22 protein-coding genes and 1 tRNA gene are annotated in these 21,657 nt (G+C 70.7%); 15 read left to right on the top strand and 8 right to left on the bottom strand.

The window, feature by feature from the left end; all coding sequences use genetic code 11:
* The first annotated feature begins 116 nt into the window (after nucleotides 1-116).
* From paaA to ACWCXB_RS29460, 6 genes are all read left to right on the top strand, one after another.
* The gene (gene paaA, locus ACWCXB_RS29485) at nucleotides 117-1,124 is read left to right on the top strand and encodes a 1,2-phenylacetyl-CoA epoxidase subunit PaaA (protein WP_450726793.1); all 1,008 of its coding nucleotides are present in this window, start codon (nucleotides 117-119) and stop codon (nucleotides 1,122-1,124) included.
* Nucleotides 1,121-1,411, top strand: coding sequence for a 1,2-phenylacetyl-CoA epoxidase subunit PaaB (paaB, locus tag ACWCXB_RS29480; protein WP_450726792.1), 291 nt, complete (start codon nucleotides 1,121-1,123; stop codon nucleotides 1,409-1,411). Before paaA ends, paaB begins: the two co-directional genes overlap by 4 nt.
* Entirely contained in the window at nucleotides 1,408-2,109 is a 702-nt protein-coding gene (gene paaC, locus ACWCXB_RS29475) for a 1,2-phenylacetyl-CoA epoxidase subunit PaaC (RefSeq protein ID WP_450726791.1), read from the top strand. Before paaB ends, paaC begins: the two co-directional genes overlap by 4 nt.
* The gene (gene paaD, locus ACWCXB_RS29470; RefSeq protein ID WP_450726790.1) at nucleotides 2,103-2,597 is read left to right on the top strand and encodes a 1,2-phenylacetyl-CoA epoxidase subunit PaaD; all 495 of its coding nucleotides are present in this window, start codon (nucleotides 2,103-2,105) and stop codon (nucleotides 2,595-2,597) included. The genes paaC and paaD overlap by 7 nt, the downstream gene beginning before the upstream one ends.
* Nucleotides 2,598-3,650 carry a 2Fe-2S iron-sulfur cluster-binding protein gene (locus ACWCXB_RS29465; RefSeq protein WP_450726789.1) on the top strand — a complete coding sequence of 351 codons (1,053 nt, stop codon included), beginning with the start codon at nucleotides 2,598-2,600 and terminating at the stop codon, nucleotides 3,648-3,650.
* 175 nt (nucleotides 3,651-3,825) lie between these two features.
* Complete coding sequence (locus tag ACWCXB_RS29460; RefSeq protein WP_450726788.1) at nucleotides 3,826-4,962, top strand: acyl-CoA dehydrogenase family protein; 1,137 nt, start codon at nucleotides 3,826-3,828, stop codon at nucleotides 4,960-4,962.
* A gap of 6 nt (nucleotides 4,963-4,968) precedes the next feature.
* Here the strand turns inward: ACWCXB_RS29460 and ACWCXB_RS29455 are convergent, their stop codons facing one another.
* The 4 genes from ACWCXB_RS29455 to ACWCXB_RS29440 all read right to left on the bottom strand — a co-directional run bounded on the left by ACWCXB_RS29455 (nucleotide 4,969) and on the right by ACWCXB_RS29440 (nucleotide 8,369).
* Entirely contained in the window at nucleotides 4,969-5,310 is a 342-nt protein-coding gene (locus ACWCXB_RS29455; protein WP_450726787.1) for a rhodanese-like domain-containing protein, read from the bottom strand.
* Between the two features lie 61 nt (nucleotides 5,311-5,371).
* The gene (locus tag ACWCXB_RS29450) at nucleotides 5,372-6,127 is read right to left on the bottom strand and encodes a hypothetical protein (RefSeq protein WP_450726854.1); all 756 of its coding nucleotides are present in this window, start codon (nucleotides 6,125-6,127) and stop codon (nucleotides 5,372-5,374) included.
* 232 nt (nucleotides 6,128-6,359) lie between these two features.
* On the bottom strand, nucleotides 6,360-7,805 hold the full coding sequence (locus ACWCXB_RS29445) for a DUF2252 domain-containing protein (RefSeq protein WP_450726786.1): 1,446 nt from the start codon (nucleotides 7,803-7,805) through the stop codon (nucleotides 6,360-6,362).
* A 204-nt stretch (nucleotides 7,806-8,009) separates the two neighbouring features.
* Nucleotides 8,010-8,369, bottom strand: coding sequence for a winged helix-turn-helix transcriptional regulator (locus tag ACWCXB_RS29440; RefSeq protein WP_450726785.1), 360 nt, complete (start codon nucleotides 8,367-8,369; stop codon nucleotides 8,010-8,012).
* Nucleotides 8,370-8,503: 134 nt separating this feature from the next.
* Between ACWCXB_RS29440 and ACWCXB_RS29435 the strand changes: the two genes are divergently transcribed.
* Nucleotides 8,504-9,118 carry an FMN-dependent NADH-azoreductase gene (locus ACWCXB_RS29435; protein WP_450726853.1) on the top strand — a complete coding sequence of 205 codons (615 nt, stop codon included), beginning with the start codon at nucleotides 8,504-8,506 and terminating at the stop codon, nucleotides 9,116-9,118.
* Between the two features lie 166 nt (nucleotides 9,119-9,284).
* Here the strand turns inward: ACWCXB_RS29435 and ACWCXB_RS29430 are convergent, their stop codons facing one another.
* On the bottom strand, nucleotides 9,285-9,920 hold the full coding sequence (locus ACWCXB_RS29430; protein WP_450726784.1) for a response regulator: 636 nt from the start codon (nucleotides 9,918-9,920) through the stop codon (nucleotides 9,285-9,287).
* Between the two features lie 208 nt (nucleotides 9,921-10,128).
* Nucleotides 10,129-11,817: a sensor histidine kinase gene (locus ACWCXB_RS29425; protein WP_450726852.1), complete on the bottom strand. Its 1,689-nt coding sequence runs from the start codon at nucleotides 11,815-11,817 to the stop codon at nucleotides 10,129-10,131.
* 128 nt (nucleotides 11,818-11,945) lie between these two features.
* Between ACWCXB_RS29425 and ACWCXB_RS29420 the strand changes: the two genes are divergently transcribed.
* On the top strand, nucleotides 11,946-12,422 hold the full coding sequence (locus ACWCXB_RS29420) for a hypothetical protein (protein ID WP_450726783.1): 477 nt from the start codon (nucleotides 11,946-11,948) through the stop codon (nucleotides 12,420-12,422).
* A gap of 10 nt (nucleotides 12,423-12,432) precedes the next feature.
* Here the strand turns inward: ACWCXB_RS29420 and ACWCXB_RS29415 are convergent, their stop codons facing one another.
* Nucleotides 12,433-13,464 carry a DUF5937 family protein gene (locus tag ACWCXB_RS29415; RefSeq protein WP_450726782.1) on the bottom strand — a complete coding sequence of 344 codons (1,032 nt, stop codon included), beginning with the start codon at nucleotides 13,462-13,464 and terminating at the stop codon, nucleotides 12,433-12,435.
* Between the two features lie 84 nt (nucleotides 13,465-13,548).
* Here ACWCXB_RS29415 and ACWCXB_RS29410 point away from each other — a divergent pair, with 84 nt between their 5' ends.
* From ACWCXB_RS29410 to ACWCXB_RS29385, 6 genes are all read left to right on the top strand, one after another.
* The gene (locus tag ACWCXB_RS29410) at nucleotides 13,549-14,742 is read left to right on the top strand and encodes an MFS transporter (protein WP_450726781.1); all 1,194 of its coding nucleotides are present in this window, start codon (nucleotides 13,549-13,551) and stop codon (nucleotides 14,740-14,742) included.
* Between the two features lie 271 nt (nucleotides 14,743-15,013).
* Nucleotides 15,014-15,712, top strand: a complete 699-nt coding sequence (locus ACWCXB_RS29405) for a FadR/GntR family transcriptional regulator (protein ID WP_450726780.1) — start codon at nucleotides 15,014-15,016, stop codon at nucleotides 15,710-15,712.
* Nucleotides 15,713-15,756: 44 nt separating this feature from the next.
* Entirely contained in the window at nucleotides 15,757-17,214 is a 1,458-nt protein-coding gene (locus ACWCXB_RS29400) for a four-carbon acid sugar kinase family protein (RefSeq protein ID WP_450726779.1), read from the top strand.
* A complete protein-coding gene (locus tag ACWCXB_RS29395) occupies nucleotides 17,214-18,074 on the top strand; it encodes a class II fructose-bisphosphate aldolase (protein WP_450726778.1) in 861 nt (286 codons plus the stop codon). Before ACWCXB_RS29400 ends, ACWCXB_RS29395 begins: the two co-directional genes overlap by 1 nt.
* Nucleotides 18,075-18,166: 92 nt before the next feature.
* Entirely contained in the window at nucleotides 18,167-19,093 is a 927-nt protein-coding gene (locus ACWCXB_RS29390; RefSeq protein ID WP_450726777.1) for an NAD(P)-dependent oxidoreductase, read from the top strand.
* Nucleotides 19,090-20,529, top strand: a complete 1,440-nt coding sequence (locus ACWCXB_RS29385) for a GntT/GntP/DsdX family permease (protein WP_450726776.1) — start codon at nucleotides 19,090-19,092, stop codon at nucleotides 20,527-20,529. Before ACWCXB_RS29390 ends, ACWCXB_RS29385 begins: the two co-directional genes overlap by 4 nt.
* A 235-nt stretch (nucleotides 20,530-20,764) precedes the next feature.
* Here the strand turns inward: ACWCXB_RS29385 and ACWCXB_RS29380 are convergent.
* Nucleotides 20,765-20,851 (bottom strand) — tRNA-Leu (locus tag ACWCXB_RS29380).
* Between the two features lie 320 nt (nucleotides 20,852-21,171).
* Here ACWCXB_RS29380 and ACWCXB_RS29375 point away from each other — a divergent pair.
* A partial coding sequence (locus ACWCXB_RS29375) for a DUF3662 domain-containing protein (RefSeq protein ID WP_450726775.1) occupies nucleotides 21,172-21,657 on the top strand: 486 nt, incomplete at its 3' end.

Below are 21,657 nucleotides of genomic sequence, written 5' to 3'. Positions count from 1 at the left end.
CCCCGATCCCCATGGTCACTTCGGTCCACCGCGGTTATCCACAGGGTTGACACCTTACGGGCCTCAGACTCACCATTGAAGTCATTCAACCGAACGATCGGTCGGTAGGGGGCCCCATGACGGCAGTGACTGCAGAGACGACTGCGGCTATGACGCACCAGGCGGGGTTCGACGCTGCCGTGGCCGCCGACGAGCGCATCGAGCCTCGCGACTGGATGCCCGACGAGTACCGCGCCTCGCTGGTCCGCCAAATGGCCCAGCACGCGCATTCGGAAATCATCGGCATGCAGCCTGAGGCGAACTGGATCACGCGAGCGCCCTCCCTGCGCCGCAAGGCGATCCTCATGGCCAAGGTGCAGGACGAGGCGGGCCACGGCCTGTATCTCTACAGCGCGACGGAAACGCTGGGGACGAGCCGCGACGAGCTCCTCGACAAGCTCCATTCCGGTCGGCAGAAGTACTCGTCGATCTTCAACTACCCGACGCTGACCTGGGCCGACGTCGGCGCGATCGGCTGGCTGGTGGACGGCGCGGCGATCACCAACCAGGTGCCGCTGTGCCGCTGCTCCTACGGGCCGTATGCACGCGCCATGGTCCGGATCTGCAAGGAGGAGTCCTTCCACCAGCGCCAGGGGTACGAGCTGCTGCTCGCGCTCTCACAGGGCACACCCGCCCAGCACGAGATGGCGCAGGACGCGGTGAACCGCTGGTGGTGGCCGTCCCTCATGATGTTCGGCCCCCCGGACGACGCATCGGCACACTCGGCGCAGTCCATGGCCTGGAAGATCAAGCGGCACTCGAACGACGAGCTGCGTCAGCGCTTCGTGGACATCTGCGTCCCGCAGGCGGAGGCACTCGGCCTGACCCTCCCCGACCCCGATCTGCGGTGGAACGAGGAGCGGGGTCACTACGACTTCGGGACGATCGACTGGGACGAGTTCTGGCAGGTCCTGAAGGGCAACGGGCCGTGCAACGAACAGCGGATCACCCAGCGCCGCCGGGCCCATGAGGAAGGCGCCTGGGTCCGCGAGGCGGCTGCGGCGTACGCCGCGAAGGCGGCCTCCAGCAGGCCGGACAAGTCGAACGAGAAGCGCGACGAGGCGCAGGTGGAGGCAACGGCATGAGCAGCTCGACCGACTGGCCGCTGTGGGAGGTGTTCGTGCGTTCGCGGCGCGGGCTGTCCCACACCCACGCGGGCAGCCTGCACGCCCCGGACGCCGAGATGGCGCTGCGCAATGCCCGGGATCTCTACACCCGGCGCAATGAGGGCGTCTCGATCTGGGTGGTGCCGTCCACGGCGATCACCGCTTCCTCCCCGGACGAGAAGGACCCGTTCTTCGAGTCGGCTGCCGACAAGCCGTATCGCCACCCGACCTTCTATGACATTCCGGAGGGGGTGAAGCACCTGTGACCGCCGCACTCGCGCTGGGCGACGACGCTCTGGTGCTCTCGCACCGGCTGGGGGAGTGGGCCGGCCACGCCCCGGTCCTGGAAGAAGAGGTCGCCCTGGCCAACATCGCCCTCGACCTGCTGGGACAGGCCCGGACCCTGCTCTCCCTCGTCGGCGACGAGGACGAGCTGGCGTATCTCCGTGAGGAGCGGGCCTTCCGCAATCTCCAGCTGGTCGAGCAGCCGAACGGCGACTTCGCGCACACCATCGTCCGGCAGCTGTACTTCTCGACGTTCCAGCGCTTGCTGTTCGGACAGCTGGCGGCGGGCGACAGCGAATTCGCCGGGCTGGCGGCTAAGGCGGTCAAGGAAGTCGCCTACCACCAGGACCACGCGGAGCAGTGGACCCTGCGGCTGGGCGACGGCACGGCCGAGAGCCATGAGCGGATGCAGCGGGCCTGTGACGCGCTGTGGCGGTTCACCGGTGAGATGTTCCAGCCGGTCGAGGGCCTGGACGTGGACTGGGAGTCGCTGCGCACGGGCTGGCTGGAGTCGGTCACCGGCGTGCTGGAGCGCGCCACGCTGACCGTCCCGGACACGGCGGACAAGGGCGCCTGGTCGGCGGGAGCGGGGCGGCAGGGACTGCACACCGAGTCGTTCGGGCGGATGCTGGCCGAGATGCAGCATCTGCACCGCAGCCACCCGGGGGCGTCATGGTGACCGACACACTGCTGGAAGCCGAGCTGCGCAGACTGGCGGGTTCCGTGCCCGACCCCGAGCTGCCCGTGCTGACGCTGGAGGAGCTCGGTGTGCTTCGCGGGGTGCAGATCCTCGGCCCTGGCAGGGTCGAGGTCGAGCTGACCCCCACCTACACCGGCTGCCCGGCCATCGAGGCGATGACCTCGGACATCGAGCAGGTGCTCCACGACCACGGCATATCGGAGGTGTCGGTCGTCAAGGTGCTCTCCCCGGCCTGGTCGACGGACGACATCAGCGCGGAAGGCCGCCGCAAGCTCTCGGAGTTCGGGATAGCCCCGCCGCGCCCGGGTGCCGCGAACGGGCCGGTCCCGCTCACGCTCACCGTGCGCTGCCCGCACTGCGGCTCCACGGACACAGAACTGCTGAGCAGGTTCTCCTCCACGGCGTGCAAGGCGCTGCGCCGCTGCACGACCTGTCGCGAACCGTTCGACCACTTCAAGGAGTTGTAGATGTTCCATCCGCTCCGGGTCAGCGAGGTCGAGCGGCTCACGGACGACTCGGTGGCCGTCACCCTCGCAGTCCCCGCCGAGCTGCGCGACGCCTTCCGCCACACGCCCGGCCAGCACATCGCCATCCGTCGTACGGGAGCCAACGGCGAGGAAATCCGGCGTACGTACTCGATCTGCGCTCCCGCCGCCCCCGCCGGTGAGGATCCCATGCTGCGCGTGGGAATCCGGCTGGTCGAGGGCGGCGAATTCTCGACGTACGCCCTGAAGGAGCTCACCGTCGGGGACACGGTCGAGGTCATGCAGCCGATGGGCCGCTTCGTCCTGGAGCCGCGTGCCGGGCACTTCGCGGGGATCGTCGGGGGCAGCGGTATCACCCCCGTGCTGTCGATTGCCGCGACACTGCTGGCGCGGGAGCCGGAGGGTCGGTTCTGTCTGATCCGCAGCGACCGTACGGCGGCCTCGACGATGTTCCTGGAGGAGGTCGCCGACCTCAAGGACCGTTATCCGGACCGCTTCCAGCTGGTCACCGTTCTGTCCCGGGAGGAGCAGCAGGCGGGTCTGCCGTCCGGGCGGTTGGACCAGGAGCGACTGGCCGGTCTGCTGCCCGCGCTGCTTCCGGTGCCGGATGTGGACGGATGGTTCCTGTGCGGGCCGTTCGGGCTGGTGCAGGGCGCGGAGCGGGCGCTTCGCGGGCTGGGTGTGGACCGGAGCCGTATCCACGAGGAGATCTTCCATGTGGACGAGGCGCCCGCCCCGGCGCCGGTCGCTGCGCCCGCGCACAGCACGCTGAGTGCGACGCTGGACGGCCGCTCGGGCACGTGGCCGGTGCAGGAAGGGGAGTCGCTGCTCGAGACGGTGCTGCGGGCCCGGTCCGACGCGCCGTACGCCTGCAAGGGCGGCGTATGCGGGACCTGCCGGGCGTTCCTGGTCTCGGGAGAGGTGCGGATGGACCGCAACTTCGCGCTGGAGCAGGACGAGACCGAGGCGGGCTATGTGCTGGCCTGCCAGTCGCATCCGGTGACGTCCGAAGTGGAGCTGGACTTCGACCGCTGACGCGGAGGAGGCCGGGCCTGCACCACACGTCCGCACTGCCCGTTGCCGTACTGCCGACGCCATTCCCTTCCGCTAGAACCTGTTCTATCTTGACGACCCGTCAGATCTGTCAGGTCGGTCGGATCCGTCGGGTCCGATCGACACGGGCAGGGCCGGTGCGCGGAAGGACTGGGCAGTGGACTTCACCTTCACCGAGGAGCAGCAGGCGGCCGTCGAAGCGGCGAGGGCGGTCTTTTCGGGCGTGGCGCCCGACGGGGTGCCGAGCCCCGCGCTCAGTCCGGGCGCAGTGGCCGAGGAGTTCGACCGGCCACTGTGGGCGAGGCTCGCGGACGCCGACCTGCTGAGCCTCGTGGTCGCCCCGGAGCACGGTGGGGCGGGCCTGGACCCCATCGCGCTCTGCCTGGTGCTGCGGGAATCGGCGAAGGTGCTGGCCCGTGTGCCGCTGCTGGAAACCAGTGCGGTCGCGATGGCCGTGCAGCGTTTCGGAGGCGAAACGCTCGGGGTCGACATCCTGCCCCGGGTCGGCCGCGGCGAACTGGTGCTGACCGTCGGGGCCAATGGCCGCACCGGCCATGATGCTGCCGAGCTCGCTGTCACCGCCCGCCAGGACGGCGACCTCTGGGTTCTCGACGGGGTGCAGACCGGCGTGCCCTGGGCCCAGTGCGCCGATCTGATCGCCGTCCCCGCACACACCGACGGCGGACGAGCGGTCCTCGCTCTCGTGCCCCGCGGCCATGAGGGCCTGACGCTCGCCGAGCAGATCTCCACCAGTGGCGAACTCTTCGCCGAGGTCCGGCTGAACTCGGTACGGCTCGAGGGCGGCGCGCTCATCGACGCCGAAGGCGCCTGGGAGTGGCTGCGCGGGCTGCTGGCCACCGGGACCTGTGCGCTGGCGCTCGGCCTCGGCGAGCGCGTGCTGTCCATGACGAGTGAATACACCAGCAAGCGCGAGCAGTTCGGGTTCCCCGTCGCGACCTTCCAGGCCGTGGCGGTGCAGGCGGCCGACCGCTACATCGATCTGCGAGCGATGGAGGCGACCCTGTGGCAGGCCGCCTGGCGGATCGCCACCGGCTCGGGTGGGGCGCTGCCGGCCGCCGGGGATATCGCCGTGGCGAAGATCTGGGCGTCCGAGGGCGTGCGTCGCATCGTCCAGACCGCGCAGCATCTGCACGGCGGCTTCGGTGCCGACACCGACTACCCGCTTCACCGCTACCACGCCTGGGCCAAGCAGCTCGAGCTTTCGCTCGGCCCGGCGGCGGCCCATGAGGAGGCCCTGGGCGACCTGCTCGCCGCCCACCCACTGGGGTCCTGAAGGCGCCTACAGCACGTACGCCGGGCTGCCGTCCTCGGTAACCATCGGGCGCCCGGCGGCCTCCCATGCCTGCATCCCGCCGTCGATGTTCACGGCGTCGATGCCCTGCTGCACCAGATACTGCGTGACCTGTGCGGACCGGCCGCCGACCCGGCACATCACATAGGCGCGGCCCTCGGCCACGGCCTCGGTGACCTCGCCGTAGCGGGCAACGAAGTCGCTGATCGGGATGTGCAGCGCGCCCTCGACGTGGCCGGCCGCCCACTCGTCGTCCTCCCGGACGTCGAGCACCAGACCGTCGGCCGGGACGGACACGACGTCCACCGAGGGCAGCGGGGCGAAATTCATGGGGTTGGCCTTCTCTCGTACCTACGGGGCGTGCCGCGTATGACGGGCGCCCATGGGAAACCTACTGCACCAGGCCCGCCAGCTCGGCCTCGCGCTGTGCGACCTGCGCCAGCAGCTGCTCGGCGATCTCTTCCAGCAGCCGGTCCGGGTCGTCGGGTGCCATCCTCAGCATCGCGCCGATCGCACTGTCCTCCAGCTCCTTGGCGACCAAGGTCAGCAGCTCCTTGCGCTGCGCCAGCCACTCCAGGCGGGCGTAGAGCTCCTCGCTCTCGCTGAGCCGGGTAGCCTCCGGCACCGGTCCGGCGTCCCACTCCTGCGACAGCTCACGGAGCAGGGCCTCGTCCCCGCGCCCGTAAGCGGCGTTCACGCGCGTGATGAACTCCTCCCGGCGGGCCCGCTCCTTCTCCTCCTGCGCCAGATCCGGGTGGGCCTTGCGGGCGAGCTCCCGGTAAAGCTTGCGCGCCTCGTCACTCGGCCGCACACGCTTCGGCGGCTGCACTGACTGGTCCGTCAGCATCGCGGCGGCCTCGGGCGGGAGACCGTCCGAGTCGATCCAGTCGTGGAAGAGCTCGTCGACGCCGGGCATCGGCATCACCATCGCCCGTGCCTCCTGCGCTCGGCGCAGATCCTCCGGATCGCCGGTGCGGGCGGCGCGGGCCTCCGCGATCAGGGCGTCGAGCTCGTCGAGCCGGGAGTACATCGGGCCGAGCTTCTGGTGGTGCAGCCGCGAGAAGTTCTCCACCTCGACGCGGAAGGTCTCCACGGCGATCTCGAACTCGATCAGCGCCTGCTCGGCGGCGCGCACGGCTCGCTCCAGGCGCGCCTCGGGCCGCTCACCGCCCGTTGTCCGAGCAGCCCGACTGTCCTGCGCGTCCTGGCCGTCCTGTGCGTCCTGGCTGCCCTGCTCGTCCACGCTGCTCTGTTCGTCCACGCGGTGGTCGTCCTGCTCGTCGTCGGTCCGGGTCGTCGGCGCCCCGGGAGGATCCTGGGTCACCCGCCCAGCGTATGGCAGAGCTCCCTCCACCCCGGACGGACGGGCTCCCGGCCCGTCACACGCCGAGCTCGGCGGCTATCCGCCCGCTCCGCACGGCAGCAACCAGCTCGGTGTGGTCCGCCTCCGTCCGGTCCGCATAGAGCACCGCGAAGCCGGCCACGGCCTCGTCGAGCTCCTCGTTCTTCCCGCAGTACCCCGCGACCAGTCGCGGGTCGACGCTGTGCGCATGAGCCCTGGCCAGCAGTGCTCCCGTCATCCGGGCGTAGTCGTCCACCTGGTCGGCCGCGAGGGCTGCCGGGTCCACGCTGCCCTTGCGATTCCTGAACTGCCGCACCTGGAAGGGCCTGCCCTCCACCGTCGTCCAGCCCAGCAGGATGTCGCTGACGACCTGCATCCGCTTCTGTCCCAGCACGACCCGGCGGCCCTCGTGCATGGGCTCGGGCTCGTCGAAGCCGGCGGCCCGCAGATGCGGCAGCAGCGCGGAGGCCCGCGCCTCCTTCACCTGGAGCACCAGCGGCTCGCCCCGGTGGTCGATCAGCAGCACCACATAGGACCTGGTCCCGACGCTCCCGGTGCCCACTACCCGGAACGCGACATCGTGGATGGCATACCGCGCGAGCAGCGGCAGCCGGTCGTGGGAGAGCGTCTCCAGGTACTCCCCGAGCGCCGCGGCGACGGCGGCGGCCTCCTCGTCCGGCACCCGGCGCAGCACGGGCGGCGCGTCCACGAAGCGGCGGCCACCGTCGGGCCCGGCCTCCGTCGACCTGGCGGCGAACCGCGCGCTGGTGTTGCTCCGGGCCTTCTCCGAGACCCGCTCGAGCGTGCCGAGCAGATCCCGCGCGTCCGTGTGCGAGACGAGCTCCTCGTCCGCGATCGCGTTCCACGCGTCGATCACCGGGAGCTTGGCCAGCAGCCGCATCGTCCGGCGGTACGCACCGGCCACGTCGAAAGCGGCCTTGCGACAGGTGTCCTCGTCGGCACCCGCCACGCGGCCGGCCAGGACGATCGAGGCCGCGAGCCGCTTGAGGTCCCACTCCCAGGGGCCGAGAACGGTCTCGTCGAAGTCGTTCAGATCGATGACCAGGCGCCCGCGCGCGTCCCCGTACAGCCCGAAGTTCGCCGCATGCGCGTCGCCGCAGATCTGCGCCGTGACGCCGGTGACAGGGGTGGCGACCAGGTCATGAGCCATCAGTCCCGCCGCACCGCGCAGAAACGCGAAGGGAGACGCGGCCATCCGCCCGACCCGGATCGGAGCGAGCTCCGGCACCCGGCCACGGCTGGACTCCTCGACCGCCCGCAAAGCATCTGGTCGCCCCGCATCGATGAGCAGCGTGTCGTGCGACGAGCGCGGCACCCGGGCCCGCAGCGCTTTGCCCGCCTCTTTGGGCGAGTCGGGCTCACTCCCCGTCGCGTGACGCCGGGCGAATCCGGCAACATCGGGAACCCGCACACCCCCGGAAGCCGACCGCTGCACCGGCACGACCGCTTCGACCTCACCCATGGCGGGACCGCCTCCCCCGACGTCGTACAACATCAACTGCCCAAGACGGTACAGCCACGTCAGACAGCCGTCTCCCCCTGTGGACAACCTCGGAAAACCTCGCCACCAGCCGTCCCCGAACCGCCCCGCCACCGGCACAGGCTTCGCCGACAGGTCAGCAGTCAGCGCGGCAGCGGTCGGGTACTTCGCCGCAGTTGTCGGCAGTCAGCAGGGCTGCCCGTCTCCTCGCACACCGCCCGGCAGATAGGCCTCGGCCCACCGCCCCAGCTCTTTGAGTGCGGGCTCCAGTGCCGAACCGGCCTCCGTCAGCCGGTACGACACGCGCAGCGGCGGCCCTTCGTCGACCTCGCGCACGACCAGTCCGGCCGCCACCAGCTCGGTCAGCCGGTCGGACAGCATGCGCTCGCTGATGCCCGGGATCGCCCTGCGCAGCTCGGCGAAGTACACCGGCCGCTGCATCAGCACGGAGACGATCGGGCCGGTCCAGCGCTTGCCGAACAGCTCGAAGACGTGCGTGATCGCCCGGTCGACCTGCCTGCACGTCTGCTCGCTGTGATCCGCCATGCCCCCAGCGTACTGCCCTCTCGTGAGGGGGTGAGAAAAAGTAAGCAGCTGTGCTATTCATAGTTACGCACGGAACTTTAAGGCGCTTCCGCCTCGTGCCCACCCCCTGCACACCTGCACATCTGGAGAACATCGTGGCCACGCTGCTGCACATCGATTCCGCCGTCTTCCCCCAGGGCTCCGCATCGCGCGAGGTCACCGCCGCCTTTGTAAAGTCCTGGCTGGAGGAGCACCCCGAGGGCAAGGTCGTCTACCGCGATCTGGCCGCGAACCCGCTGCCGCACCTCGACATTGCCGCCGTCTCCGCAGGCGCGGACGACGCGCTCCGCCGCGAGCTCGCCGACGAGCTCGCGGCGGCGGACGCCGTACTGATCGGCGCCCCCATGTACAACTTCACGATCCCGTCCACGCTCAAGGCATGGCTGGACCAGGTGATCATCGTGGGTCACAACGCGGGCAGCCCCGACGGCCCGGTGGCGGGCACCCCGGTCACCGTCGTCGCCAGCCGCGGCGGCTCGTACGCCCCCGGCACACCGCGCGAGGACTTCGAGTTCGTCCAGAACTACCTGGAGAAGGTCCTCACCGGGATGCTCGGCGCCGAGGTCGACTTCATCGTGCCCGAGCTGACCATGGCACCCGCGAAGCCCGAGATGGCCGAGCTCGTCCCTCTCGCCGAGGCCTCCCGGGCCAAGGCGTTCGACCAGGCCACGCAGAAGGCGAAGGAGCTGGCAGCGCGCCTGGCCGCGTAACCGGCCACCCCACCGCGGGAGCGGCGGGCATCGGCGGTGACGGCTCAGCCGCTCCCGCCGATGTCCCGCGTGTGTTCCACGTGAAACATCGCACACCCGGACGGCGACAGCACACACCTGGATGGCGACAGCCGGCAGCCATCCGCTCCAGCCCGGAAAGACTGCGCTACAGCCCCGCGTCGCGTGCCAGCAGCGCCGCCTGCACCCGGTTGTCGCACTCCAGCTTGGCGAGGATTCTGCTGACGTACGTCTTCACGGTCGCCTCGCTCATATGCAGCCGGCGCCCGGCGTCCGCGTTGGACAGCCCCTCCCCGAGCAACGCCAGCACCTCACGTTCACGCGCACTCAGCGCCGTCACCCGCGCCCGGGCCTGCTCGCTGCGCGCCGCGGCCCGCCCCGAGGCCAACTGGTCCACCACATGTCGGGTGGCTCCGGGCGACAGATACGCGTCACCGGCGGCCGCGGCCCGTACCGCGCGGATCAGTTCCGCGGGCGCGGTGTCCTTCAGCAGGAAACCGGCACCGCCGTGCTCCAGCGCCCGCAGCACGTTCTCCCGCTCGCCGAAGGTCGTGAGCACGACGACCCGGGCCGCCGGAACCGCCCTCCGCAGCTCGGCCAGGGCCGTGAGGCCGTCCATGACCGGCATCTGTATGTCGAGCAGCACCACGTCCGCGCTGTGCGAGCGGGCCAGGTCGACGGCCTCGCGGCCGTTCGCCCCCTCCGCCACCACCTCGATCTCCCGGTCGGAGGTGAGGATCATCCGGATCCCGGCACGGATCAGCGGCTCGTCGTCGGCGATCACGACCCTGATCGGCGTGCCGGGCGAACCCGGAGACCCCGGCGAACCCGACGTCCCCGAATCCGAAGACCCCGAACCCGACGTCCCCGAACCCGAAGACCCCGAACCCGGCGCCCCCGGCACATCCGCAGAACCCGCAGAACCCGCAGACCCTGAATCCGAAGACCCCGAAGCCCCCGCAGACCCGGTCACAGAAACTCCCCCTGCTTTCCTACCGCTTGACCTCGTACGCCTTCTTCTCCACCAGCTTGCCGTCCTTGAAGCAGAACCGGAACACCGGTTCGGTCTCCAGGCTGTCCCCCGTCTCGGAGGACATCAGCACCAGGCAGGACGACCCCTTCGGCTCCTTCGGACCCTTCCCGTGAAGACCTGACGTCGTGATGGTGTCACCGTCCGGCAGCCGGTCGCGTACGTCCTTCTCCGCCATGCCGACCTCGATGGCGTCGTACTGCTCCGGGTCGATCATCCCCTTGCTCAGCGAACCCATCAGGAAGAAGAGCCCGAAGAGACTCGCCACCACGAGCAGCACCAAGGCAGCCACCGCGATCCCGCACCCCAGAGCCCATCCGCCGCTCCTGCTCCTGCTTCCGCCACCCATTGCCAGCTCCCTCTCCGAAACGGTCCAGTCCATGACCGGAACACCGTTCCCGAGCGGGACGGCCGGCGACTGCTGCCGGAAGTCGTCCACCGCATCGCCGATGGGCGCGGCTTCGACGACGCCGTAGGGAAGGACGCCCGCCACCCGGAAGCCGCCGCCGGCAACCGGCCCCGCGTGCACCATGCCCCCGACGAGCCGGGCGCGTTCGTGCAGCCCGGTCAGCCCCTGACCACCCCTGACGGCCTCACCCACGGCCTCCACGGCAGCGGCCGCGGCCCCGTTGACGATCTCCACCACGAAGGAGTCGGGCTCGTACCGCAGCTCCACCGTGATCGGCGCTCCCGGCGCGTGCTTGAAGGTGTTGGTCAGCGCTTCCTGAGCAATACGGAACGCGGCGTGGTCGGCCGCCGCCGCCAGTGGCCTGGCCTCTCCCGTACGCCGCAGCTCCACCGTGTTGCCCGCGGCCCTGGCCGCCTCGACCAGCCCCACGACACCGGCCGTCCCGCGTGTGGCACGCCCGGACTCGTCCACGGCGGGCGCCGCCGGAGCCTCCACCCCGTCCCTCAGGATGCCGACGACCTCGCGCAGCTCGTGCATCGCGGTCACCGATGCCTCCCGCAGGACCCCGACAGCCTCCCGCTGCCGGCTGGTCAGCTCACGGTCGACCTCGAGAGCGCCGGTGTGCACGGCGATGAGGGCCAGTTGATGTCCGAGGCTGTCGTGCATGTCCTGGGCGATCCGCTGCCGCTCGCGCAGCCGCGCCTGCCCGGCGACCATCGCGCGTTCCCGCAGCAGCTGGACATTGCGCTCCTGGAGGGTGTGCAGCAGGGTCCGCCGCTGGGTCCAGTAGCGGCTGGCGAGGCCCGGCACGACCGTCGTCGCCAGGTAGAACAGCGTCGTGAACAGCACGATGCCCATCCCGACGTCCTGCGACCAGCCGTCGGTCAGTGTCGTGCCGACGCAGAGGACGTACGCACCGGTGAACGCGGCCAGCGCCCTGCCGGCCCCGGGAATCCGCCGACCGGCCGACCAGCCCACGACCATCATCAGCGGAGCGAACCCGTCCACCACCGGGGCCAGCCCCGACGTCACGACCAGGACGGTCACGGGCAGTCTCCGCCGCATCAGGGACAGCACGGCGGTCGCGGCCCCCTCGGCGGCGATGGCTGCCCCCGACGCCCCCAACAGCTCGGCCAGCCCCGCGCTCATCAGCCCCAGTACGAGCGCGAGGACGGCCTCGCCCGCGAGCCTGCGCCGGGACCACAACTCCGGCGCGGCCAGCCAGCGCCAGCCCGCCCGCACCCCGGCCCGTATGTTCGATGACGCGTCCACGGCAGGCACCCTATTCAGCGCCCACCGCCGCCCGCGGTCCACTTTCGTCGCACGGGCACGCGACGAAAGTGGAATTCGGATCCGCCTAGGGTGAGTCCGTGAAGGCAGCGAGTCCCTGGAGGCATCCCCGCTGGGGACTCCAGTTCCATTGGTGGGCGGTCGATCCGTCAGGTCATGTCGGTTTGTTCTACTCGGCGTTCGGGCCTGTTCCCGGCGCGGCCCATGACCAGGTCCTGATCATGGACAAGGCGACGTCCGGGGCGAGGGCTCTGCATCCTGAGTGGTTCGATCCCATCTGCCATGAAGACGAGTGCCCGGAGACGACGCACTGCCCCGTCGAGCTGCAGCGAGGTCCCTACCTCTTCACCTGGGACGAGGAGCACGACGACCGTTACACGCGCTACGGCGTGCCGAGGGAGCCGGTCCTCGTTTCCGAGATGCCGGGCGACTTGGCCGCCGCCGCTCTGCTTGTCGAGGTCGGCTTCCGTTTCGACGGAGCCACCCGGGTCGACCTGAGCTATCCATGTGGGCGCGAAGTCCTTTCGGCACTGCAGAAAGATGCCGAGCCGAGCTGACCTCCGGTGGTCAGTCCCACCAGGACACTCCCGGACTCCCGGCCGGCGGTCGGTCTCCGGTGGGGGCCAGGAGTGCGTCGGCGACGGCCGTGCGGGCGTAGAGGACCGAGCGGCCGCTGCGGTGGGCGGTGACCAGACCCGCATTCCGCAGGGCTGTGAGGTGCTGGGAGACACCCGCGGCGGACAGACCGGAGTGCTGGGCGAGTTGAGTGGTGGAGGCCGGTGTGTCGAGATCGGTCAGGAGCAGCGTGCGGGAGCGGCCCATGACGGCCGCGACCGCGTCGGCGGCAGCGGTGGCCCTCGGCTCCCACAGATTGCCGATACCGCGGGCCGGATACGCGAGTTGGGGTGGCTCCGGCGGTACCGAGCGGGTCAGCACACGCGGCCAGGCGAACGCCGAGGGCACCAACAGCAGTCCCGAGCCCGCTTTGTCACGCGTCAGAGCGCAGTGGCGGCGCACCAGGCGCAGGGTGCCGTCGTCCCACCGTACGGTTTCGTGGAGTTCGCCCAGGACGTGGGCCGAGCCGTACTCGGCCACTTGCCGGGCGCGGTGGAACACGTCGGCTTCGAGGAGCCGCCGGATCCGGGCCCAGTAAGGACCGAGGGCGAGCTCCCAGTAAGTCTCGATCTCGGCGCAGACCTTCTCGAGAGCCGCCTCAGGGGCTTGTTCCAGCAGTCTGATCCTCGGGGACGGACCGTGGTCGCGCTCGGCCCTCAGCATGTCCAGGTCGGTACGTACCTGCTCGGGCCGGGTGCGCCGGATCGCCTCCAGTTCGGCGGCAAGGGTGGGGAACGGGGCGGTGGGGGTCGGGTTGAGGAAGTCCGCGAGATAGCCACGGGCGGGGACCAGCTCGGCCAGCCAGCCGCGGTCGAGCCCCGCATGTGCCAGCCGGGGCCGTACCTGTGTGGCCCATCGCCGGTGAAGTGGTGGCTCGGCCCTGTCCCTGAGCAGCCGGAAGCTGGTGACGACCTCCCACATCGGTGAGACCGCGAAGCGCGTCTGGGCCAGGTCCGCCGTGGAGAAACTCAGTCCCGACTCCATGTGCCAACGCCCCCTTCCAATCGTTGGATTCGGTCTGAGCTTAATCAATGGTCCACCGAGGGGGCTGGGCCGCAGCCTCCTGGCATGCTCTCCACCTTCCGCGGACTTCCGCCCACCGTCTGGACCGTCTTCGCCGGCACGATCGTCAACCGTCTCGGCTACCTGGTCACTCCGTTCCTGGTGTTCTTCCTGGCCGCGCGCGGCGTCACGGGGACGGAGACCTCTTTTGTCCTCGGCGCCCTGGGCGCGGGCAATCTGCTCGGCCCGGCGGCCGGCGGGCTGCTCGCCGACCGGATCGGCCGTCGCCCGACGATGCTGATCGGGCTCCTCGGTGCGGCGGCGGCGCAGGGTGCGCTGTTCGTGGCTCCGGGCGTGCCGACGATGGCCGCAGCCGCACTGCTGATCAGCGCGACGGGCGCGATGGTCGGGCCCGCCGCGTACGCCTTGATGGCCGACTCCGTGGACACGGAGCACAGGCAGCGGGCGTACGCCCTGTTCGGATGGGGCGTCAACATCGGTACGGCCGTGGCCGGGGTGCTCGGCGGTCTTCTCGCCGCGCACGGGTACTGGCTGCTCTTCGCGGTCGATGCCGGGACCATGCTGATCTACGCCGCTGTCGTCGCGACCCGGCTGAGCGAGCCGCGGCCCACGGCGAAGGATCCGGTGCGCAAGGACGACGGCATCGGCTACGGGGTCGTCCTCCGGGACCGTTTGATGCTGGCGCTGCTCCCCTTGTTCGGTATTCAGCTCTTCGTCTACTCGCTGACCGAGGCCGCCCTGCCGCTCGCCATTCACGACAGTGGGCTCTCCCCGGCCGTCTACGGGGCGATGGCGGCGGTCAACGCGGTCCTTGTGGTGGTCCTCCAGCCGTTCGCGACGGCGCGGCTCGCCCGGCTGCCCCAGCTCCCGGTCCAGTGCGCGGGCAGCGCGCTGATCGCCGCCGGCGTGGCACTGACAGGAGTCGCGGACAGCATCGCGGGCTACGCGTTCTCGGTGATCGTCTGGTCCCTCGGCGAGGTGGTCGTGGCCGGTATCGCCGCCACAGTCGTCGCCAACCTCGCTCCGGCCCACGCACGCGGCCGCTATCAGGGAGCCTTCAGCTGGATCTGGGGCGTCGCCAGGTTCGCCGCCCTCACCCTGGGCGTCACCCTCTACACCGGTCTTGCCCCGGCGGTCCTCTGGTGGACGGCGCTCCTGGCCGGCGTCCTTTGCTCCGCTGCAACCCTGGCTCTCAAGGGACGTGTCACCCGGCGCATCGATCACGCCCTTGCAGCCTGAGGGGCCACGGGCGGGAGGCGCCCTTCAGTATCGCCATCCCGGCCATGTCCATGACCGGCTCCGACGCTGACGTCCGAGATCGACCGGGCTCACGCATGAGGCCTGCCCCGCCCCGGATGTTCGTTTGAGTGATTGAAAGCACACTACGAGCGAAGCACCCGTTTGACGCCACTCGCCGGGTATTGACGCGCCCCTCTCTCGCTGTCATTGTTTCCAACAGGTAGACATCTGATGTCTGATGTCTGATGTCATTGAACGTGAGGTGCTCACCATGTCGCTCTCAGACGACCTCGCGGAGCAGCTGCTCACCGCGATCATCGACGGCCGGTACCCGCCGGACTCCGCCCTCCCGCCGGAGGGCGAGCTCGCGGAGCAGGGCGGGATCAGCCGCCTGACCGTGCGCGAGGCGGTCAAGCAACTCCGCGCGCAGAACGTCGTCCGGGTGGTGCGCGGTCGGGGCACCTACGTCAACCCGCCGGACCGGTGGACGGCCCTGGAGCCGGTGGTGCGCGCGACCTCGCGCACGTCCAGCGGTGCCCTGTCCGAGCGGCTGATCGAGGCGCGCCGCCTCATCGAGAACGGCGCCTGCGAGCTGGCCGCTTCCCGCCGTACCGAGGAGGACCTGGAGGCGTTGCGGCAGCATCTGGACGTCATGCGCAAGGCCGCCGAAGCCGGTGACACCGAGCAGTTCGTGCAGGCCGACATCGACTTCCACGACACAGTGATGCGGGCGACGGGCAACCTGTTCGTCCCGCTGCTGTTCGAGCCGTTCGGTCCGCTGCTCGTCGAGGGCCGCCGGGAGACCTCGGCCGTCCCAGAGATCCGCGAGAACGCCATCGCGCACCACGCGGCAGTGCTGGCCGCACTGGAATCGGGAAGCCCCGAAGCGGCGCGTGCCGCGATGGACGCCCACATGAAACAGACCGCGGACGATCTGCGCACCCACGTCATTAAGCGTGACGGCGACTGACGCCCCACCTCCCCCCATCTCCCCGCTCAGCCCAGGAATGCGCCATGCCCCCACCTCTCTCCGCCTCCACCCGGCCCGGCACGCCGGTGCCCGAACACCAGGTGCTGGACGGCCTGCCCCCGGTCCGCGAGGTGACCGCCGACGAGGTGGCCGCCCGTATCTCCTCAGGGCCCCGTCTGGTCGTCCTCGACGACGATCCGACCGGCACCCAGACCGTCGCCGACGTCCCGGTGCTGACCTCCTGGACGGTGGACGACCTTCGCTGGGCGCTGCGCCAGGACAGCGCCGCCTTCTTCGTGCTCACCAACACCCGCAGTCTGTCGCCGGAGGACGCCGCCGCCCGCAACCGCGAGGTGGTGTGCGCCCTTCATGAGGCGTCAGAGGCCGAAGGCACCGGCTACGTGCTGGCCAGCCGCGGGGACTCCACGCTGCGCGGTCACTTCCCGCTGGAGACCGACGTACTCGCCGAGGAACTGTCGGCGCTGTGCGGGGGCGCAACGGACGGCGTGGTGCTCGTACCCGCGTACATCGAGGCGGGCCGGCTGACCGTCGGCTCGCACCACTGGATGCGCACCACGGACGGGCTGCTGCCGGTCGGCGAGAGCGAGTTCGCCCGGGACGCCACGTTCGGATACCGGAGCTCGTCACTGCCCGAGTGGGTCGAGGAGAAGACGGGCGGACGCGTTGCCGCGGGCGACGTGCTGCGCATCACGCTCGACGACCTGCGGGGCGGTGGCCCGGCGCACACGGCGCGGATGCTCGCCTCGCTGCGCGACGGGCGTACCGCCGTGGTCGACGCGGTCTGCGACGACGACCTGCGGGTGCTGGCCCTGGCTCTCGCCGAGGCGGAGGAGAAGGGCTCACGGCTGCTGTACCGGGTGGGGCCGTCCTTCGTGCGGGCCCGCGCAGGCCAGTCCGGTCGGCCGCCCCTGACGCCGGCGGAACTGCACCGATCGCGCGGGGACGCCCCGCACGGACTCATCGCTGTCGGCTCCCATGTGTCGCTGACGACAAGGCAGTTGGACCGGCTGCGGGAACGCGGCGGGGTCACCGAGTTCGAGCTCGATGTCGCCCTCCTGCTCGACGAGGAGCGGCGCGACGCCCACATCACCGAGGTCGCGGCGGCCGCCGCCGAGGCACTCGAGTCCACCGACGCGGTGATCCGTACCTCGCGCACGCTGGTGACGGGTGCCGACGCGGACGACAGCCTGGCGATCTCGCGCCGGGTCTCGGCGGCGCTCGTCGAGGCCGTACGCCGGGTCAACGAGGCCCGCCGGCCCGCATTCGTCATCGCCAAGGGCGGTATCACCTCCAGCGACACCGCCACCCACGGTCTGCGGATCCGCCGCGCCTGGGCACGGGGCACGCTCCTGCCCGGCATCGTCTCGCTGTGGGAGCCGGTGGACGGCCCCGCCGCCGGTATCCCCTACATCGTCTTCGCCGGGAACGTCGGCGGTGACGACGCCCTCGCCGACACCCTCGACCTGCTCAGGAGCGCATGATGCTGCTGCACGGAACCGACGCCCTCAAGCGGGCCGCGACGGAGGGGCGGGCGCTGCCCGGATTCGTCGCGTACAACCTGGAAACGGTCCAGGGCATCACGGCCGCCGCCGAGGCCGCCGGACGGCCCGTGCTGATCCAGGCCGGCTCGAGTCCCTTCAAACACGCCGGGCGACAGGCGCTGATGCGGCTGGCGCTGGACGCCGCCGAAAACTCCGCCGCCCACCTGGGCGTACATCTCGACCACAGCCGGGACCTGGAGGAGATCACGGCCTGCCTCCGGGCCGGCTACACCTCCGTCATGGTCGACGGCTCTCACCTTCCCTTCGCGGAGAACATCGCCCTGACCCGCGAGGCGGTACGCCGCGCCCGCGACCACGGCGCCTGGGTGGAGGCCGAACTCGGAGCCCTCGCGGGTGACGAGGACGTCTCCACGAACGCAGTCGCCCGGACCGCGGCGATGACCGACCCCGCACAGGCGGCCGAGTTCGTGGCCGCGACGGGCGTGGACGCGCTCGCCGTCGCGGTCGGCAACGTCCACGGCTTCACCAAGGATCCGGTACGCCTCGACCTGGAGCGCTTGGCCGCGATCCACCAGGCCGTACCGGTGCCGCTGGTCCTGCACGGCGCCAGTGGCCTGCCCGTCGAACAGCTCCACGGCGCCCTCACCCGTGGTGTCGCCAAGGTCAACGTCAACGCCGAACTGCGGCGCGCCTTCCTGGAAGCCGTCCGCACGACCCTCCCAGGCGCCCTCCCCGGCTCCGACGTGGTCTCCGTCTGGGCGGCGGGCCGCGATGCGGTGACCGCCGCAGCGCTGGAGGTCATCGCGCGCCTGACGCCTCCTGACGGCGTGGGCTCCTGACACCGCTCGCCGTCCCCCGTGGCCCCCCACTCATCCGTCGCGGCCCTTCCCCAGCCGCGACGCACCTCCCATTTCTCCCCTGGAGGACAAAGATGTCTCCCCACCCCCGTCCCCGCACAGCCGTGATAGGCCTCGGCGCCATGGGTATGCCCATGGCCCGGCGGCTGACCGGCGGACTTCCCGTCACCGTCTACGACATCGCGGCCGACCGCAGGGCTTCACTCGCTGCGGAAGGGGCCCGCGAGGCGGCGTCCCCGGCCGAGGCCGCCCGCGAGGCCGACATCGTCGTCCTCGCGGTCCGGGACCAGGCCCAGGTCGAGGGCGCGCTGTTCGGCGAACACGGCGCGATGGAAACGCTCCGTCCGGACTCGGTGGTGGTGCTGACCAGCACCGTGGGTCCCGAGGCGGCGCGCACCACCGCCCGACGGCTCGCCGAGCGCGGTGTGCTGACCGTGGACGCGCCGGTCAGCGGCGGCCCGGTGCGGGCCGGCGAGGGCGACCTGCTGATCGTCGTCGGCGCCGAGGACGTCGCGCTGAAGGCGGCGCAGCCGGTGCTCGACCTGCTCGCCTCGACGCTCACCGTCGTCGGACCGCGGCCCGGCGACGGGCAGGCCCTCAAGGCTGTCAACCAGCTGCTGGCGGGCGTGCACATCGCCGCGGCGGCCGAGGCGATCGCGCTCGCCCGCGGGCTCGGACTCGACCCGGCCACGGTGGTGGAGAGCCTCAAGCACGGCGCCGCGGGCTCCTTCATGTTCGCCGACCGCGGGCCGCGCATGGTCCAGACGTACGAGGACGGTCCCGAGCCCGAGGTCAAGTCGCGGCTCGACATCTTCGTCAAGGACATGGGCATCGTGACCGGTATCGCGAAGGACGCCCATGTGCCGGTGCCGCTGGCTGCCGCCGCCGAGCAGCTGTACCTGCTCGGGGAAGGCGCCGGGCTCGGCGCCCACGACGACTCCTCTGTCGTCACCGTGCTCTCCCCGAAGGCGCCGGACGGTGCGGAGGGAGCGGGACGATGAGCAACAGCGGCCTTCTGATCATCGCGGTCGCCGGAGTCGCGGCCCTGCTCCTGCTCATCCTGAAGGGCAGGGTACAGCCCTTCGTGGCCCTCATGGTCGTCAGCATCGGCGTCGCGCTCGCCGCGGGCGTGCCCCCCGCCGACCTGGTGAAGACCATCGAGGACGGCATGGGCTCCACGCTCGGGCACATCGCCACCATCATCGCCCTCGGCGCGATGGTCGGCCGGATCATCGAACTCTCCGGCGGCGCCCACTCGTTCGCGCACGCGCTCATCGAGAAGTTCGGCACCCGACGCACCGCGCTCGCGCTGACCGTCGCCGGGTTCATCCTGGGCATCCCGGTGTTCTTCGAGGTCGGCCTGATCATCCTGATGCCGATCGCCTACGGCGTCGCCCGTGCCGCCCGCAAGCCGCTACTGGTCTACGCGCTGCCGATGGGCGCCGCGATGCTCACCGTGCACGCCTTCCTGCCCCCGCACCCCGGCCCGGTCGCGGCCATCGAGGCGATCGGCGCCAGTCAGGGGCTGGTCCTGCTCATGGGCATCCCGATCACGGCGGTGGTGACCCTGCTCGGCTACCTGCTCTCCCGCCGCCTCACCCGCCGCGAGTACCCGATGGACCCGGCGGTGTACGCCGAGGTGTACGGCGACCCCAGCACCGTCGAGGACACGCCCGCCCCGGTGGAGACGACCGGTGGCGTGGCGCCGGAGGGCCACGGCACCGCGGTCCTGACCAAGCCGGCCGTGTCGGGTACCGACGTGCGTCCGCCGTCCTTCGGCATGGTGCTGACGCTGATCGTCCTGCCGATCCTGCTGATCCTCCTCGGCACCATCGGCCAGAACACCCTCGCCGCGGACTCGGTCCTGCGGTCCGTGCTCACCGTGGTAGGCGCCCCGATGGTGGCGCTGCTGATCGACCTCGGCCTGTGTGCCTACTTCCTCGGGGCCCGGCGTGGCTGGGACCGCGCGCGCATCGCCGAGGTGATGGGTTCGGCGTTGCCGCCCGTCGCGGCGGTGATCCTGGTGGCGGGCGCGGGCGGTGTCTTCGGGAAGGTGCTGGTCGCCAGCGGCATCGGCAACGCGATCGCCGACGTCCTGGAGCGCACCGGACTGCCCGTCCTGCTGCTGGCGTTCCTGACGTCCCTTGCGCTGCGCGCCGCCCAGGGTTCGGCGACCGTCGCGCTCATCACCACCGCGGGCATTCTCACGCCACTGCTGGACCGAGCCGACCTGTCGGCAGGTCACCTGTCGCTGGTGGCGCTGGCGATGGGTGCGGGCGCCCTCGCGCTCTCGCACGTCAATGACGCCGGGTACTGGATGTTCACCAGGCTCGTCGGCCTCGACGTCGCCACCGGCCTGCGGACGTGGACGGTCCAGACGACCGCCATGGGCCTCATGGGCTTCGCCCTCACCGCAGGGCTGTGGCCACTGGTGTGACCTTCCACCGCGCGGATCGGTGAACGTGGGGGTGCCCGCCCCGGCCGCTTCGGCGGCCTGAAGATCAACTGAAGATCAGGGCCCGCATCGTGGCGTATGCCACGGTGTGGGCTCTTTCACGTGGAAACCGCCCGAATCCGCCTCAGCTCGGACCGCAGCGCTGCCGAACAACGAGAAACGGGCCCTCACCAGGACTTTCGTCTCTGGCGAGAACCCGTTTCGTCGGTTTCTCTGGTGGTGCGCGAGGGGGGAGTTGAACCCCCACGCCCTTGCGGGCACTGGAACCTGAATCCAGCGCGTCTGCCTATTCCGCCACCCGCGCATTGGGTGTTGCCGCCGGATCCCCCACCTGTTCGGTGCGAGCGCCTTGCGACATGCAGAACATTAGCACGCTGCCGAGGGTCGATTCACATCCCTTTGTTCAGCGGACCAGGCAGCTCCGGGGGTGGCACCTCCCCCTCTTCTCCGCGGTACTCGCCGGGTGCGGGACACTGTCAGGAAGCCGCCTCTACGATCCATGTGGAGATCCGTGTGAGAGGTGACACTCATCGACGGGGCAGACAAGGGGAACCAGCCGATTTCCCGACGCGTGGATACGATCAGTAAGCAGTACCAGGACGGCAACGACGGAGGAGGTGCCCCATGGGAGTCCTGAAGCGTTTCGAACAGCGACTCGAAGGTCTGGTCAACGGCACCTTCGCCAAGGTCTTCAAGTCCGAGGTCCAGCCCGTCGAGATCGCGGGCGCCCTCCAGCGCGAGTGCGACAACAACGCGACGATCTGGAACCGCGAGCGGACCGTCGTCCCCAACGACTTCATCGTGGAGCTGAGCGCGCCGGACTACGAGCGCCTCAGCCCCTACTCCGGCCAGCTCGGCGACGAGCTCTCCGGCCTGGTCAGGGACTACGCCAAGCAGCAGCGGTACACCTTCATGGGCCCGATCAAGGTCCATCTGGAGAAGGCCGAGGACCTCGACACCGGTCTGTACCGGGTCCGCAGCCGTACGCTCGCGTCGAGTACGTCACAGTCGCCCGACCGCGCCCCGGCCGGACCGGGAGCAGGCCCGCACGGCGCCGGCCCGCACGGCGCCGGCCCGCACGGCGCCGGCCCGCACGGCGCCCCCGCGGCC

The organism is Streptomyces sp. NPDC001514, assembly GCF_053597075.1.
The sequence above is the reverse complement of the archived record's forward strand: the minus strand, read 5'-3'. Positions and strand labels throughout refer to the sequence as shown.

Bases quoted from the DNA above. Each gene is read 5' to 3' on its own strand.
- paaA (WP_450726793.1), top strand. From the start codon at position 117: ATGACGGCAGTGACTGCAGAGACGACTGCGGCTATGACGCACCAGGCG.
- paaB (WP_450726792.1), top strand. From the start codon at position 1,121: ATGAGCAGCTCGACCGACTGGCCGCTGTGGGAGGTGTTCGTGCGTTCG.
- paaD (WP_450726790.1), top strand. From the start codon at position 2,103: ATGGTGACCGACACACTGCTGGAAGCCGAGCTGCGCAGACTGGCGGGT.
- ACWCXB_RS29465 (WP_450726789.1), top strand. From the start codon at position 2,598: ATGTTCCATCCGCTCCGGGTCAGCGAGGTCGAGCGGCTCACGGACGAC.
- ACWCXB_RS29455 (WP_450726787.1), bottom strand. From the start codon at position 5,310: ATGAATTTCGCCCCGCTGCCCTCGGTGGACGTCGTGTCCGTCCCGGCC.
- ACWCXB_RS29445 (WP_450726786.1), bottom strand. From the start codon at position 7,805: ATGGGTGAGGTCGAAGCGGTCGTGCCGGTGCAGCGGTCGGCTTCCGGG.
- ACWCXB_RS29440 (WP_450726785.1), bottom strand. From the start codon at position 8,369: ATGGCGGATCACAGCGAGCAGACGTGCAGGCAGGTCGACCGGGCGATC.
- ACWCXB_RS29415 (WP_450726782.1), bottom strand. From the start codon at position 13,464: ATGGAGTCGGGACTGAGTTTCTCCACGGCGGACCTGGCCCAGACGCGC.
- ACWCXB_RS29410 (WP_450726781.1), top strand. From the start codon at position 13,549: ATGCTCTCCACCTTCCGCGGACTTCCGCCCACCGTCTGGACCGTCTTC.
- ACWCXB_RS29405 (WP_450726780.1), top strand. From the start codon at position 15,014: ATGTCGCTCTCAGACGACCTCGCGGAGCAGCTGCTCACCGCGATCATC.
- ACWCXB_RS29400 (WP_450726779.1), top strand. From the start codon at position 15,757: ATGCCCCCACCTCTCTCCGCCTCCACCCGGCCCGGCACGCCGGTGCCC.
- ACWCXB_RS29395 (WP_450726778.1), top strand. From the start codon at position 17,214: ATGCTGCTGCACGGAACCGACGCCCTCAAGCGGGCCGCGACGGAGGGG.
- ACWCXB_RS29390 (WP_450726777.1), top strand. From the start codon at position 18,167: ATGTCTCCCCACCCCCGTCCCCGCACAGCCGTGATAGGCCTCGGCGCC.
- ACWCXB_RS29385 (WP_450726776.1), top strand. From the start codon at position 19,090: ATGAGCAACAGCGGCCTTCTGATCATCGCGGTCGCCGGAGTCGCGGCC.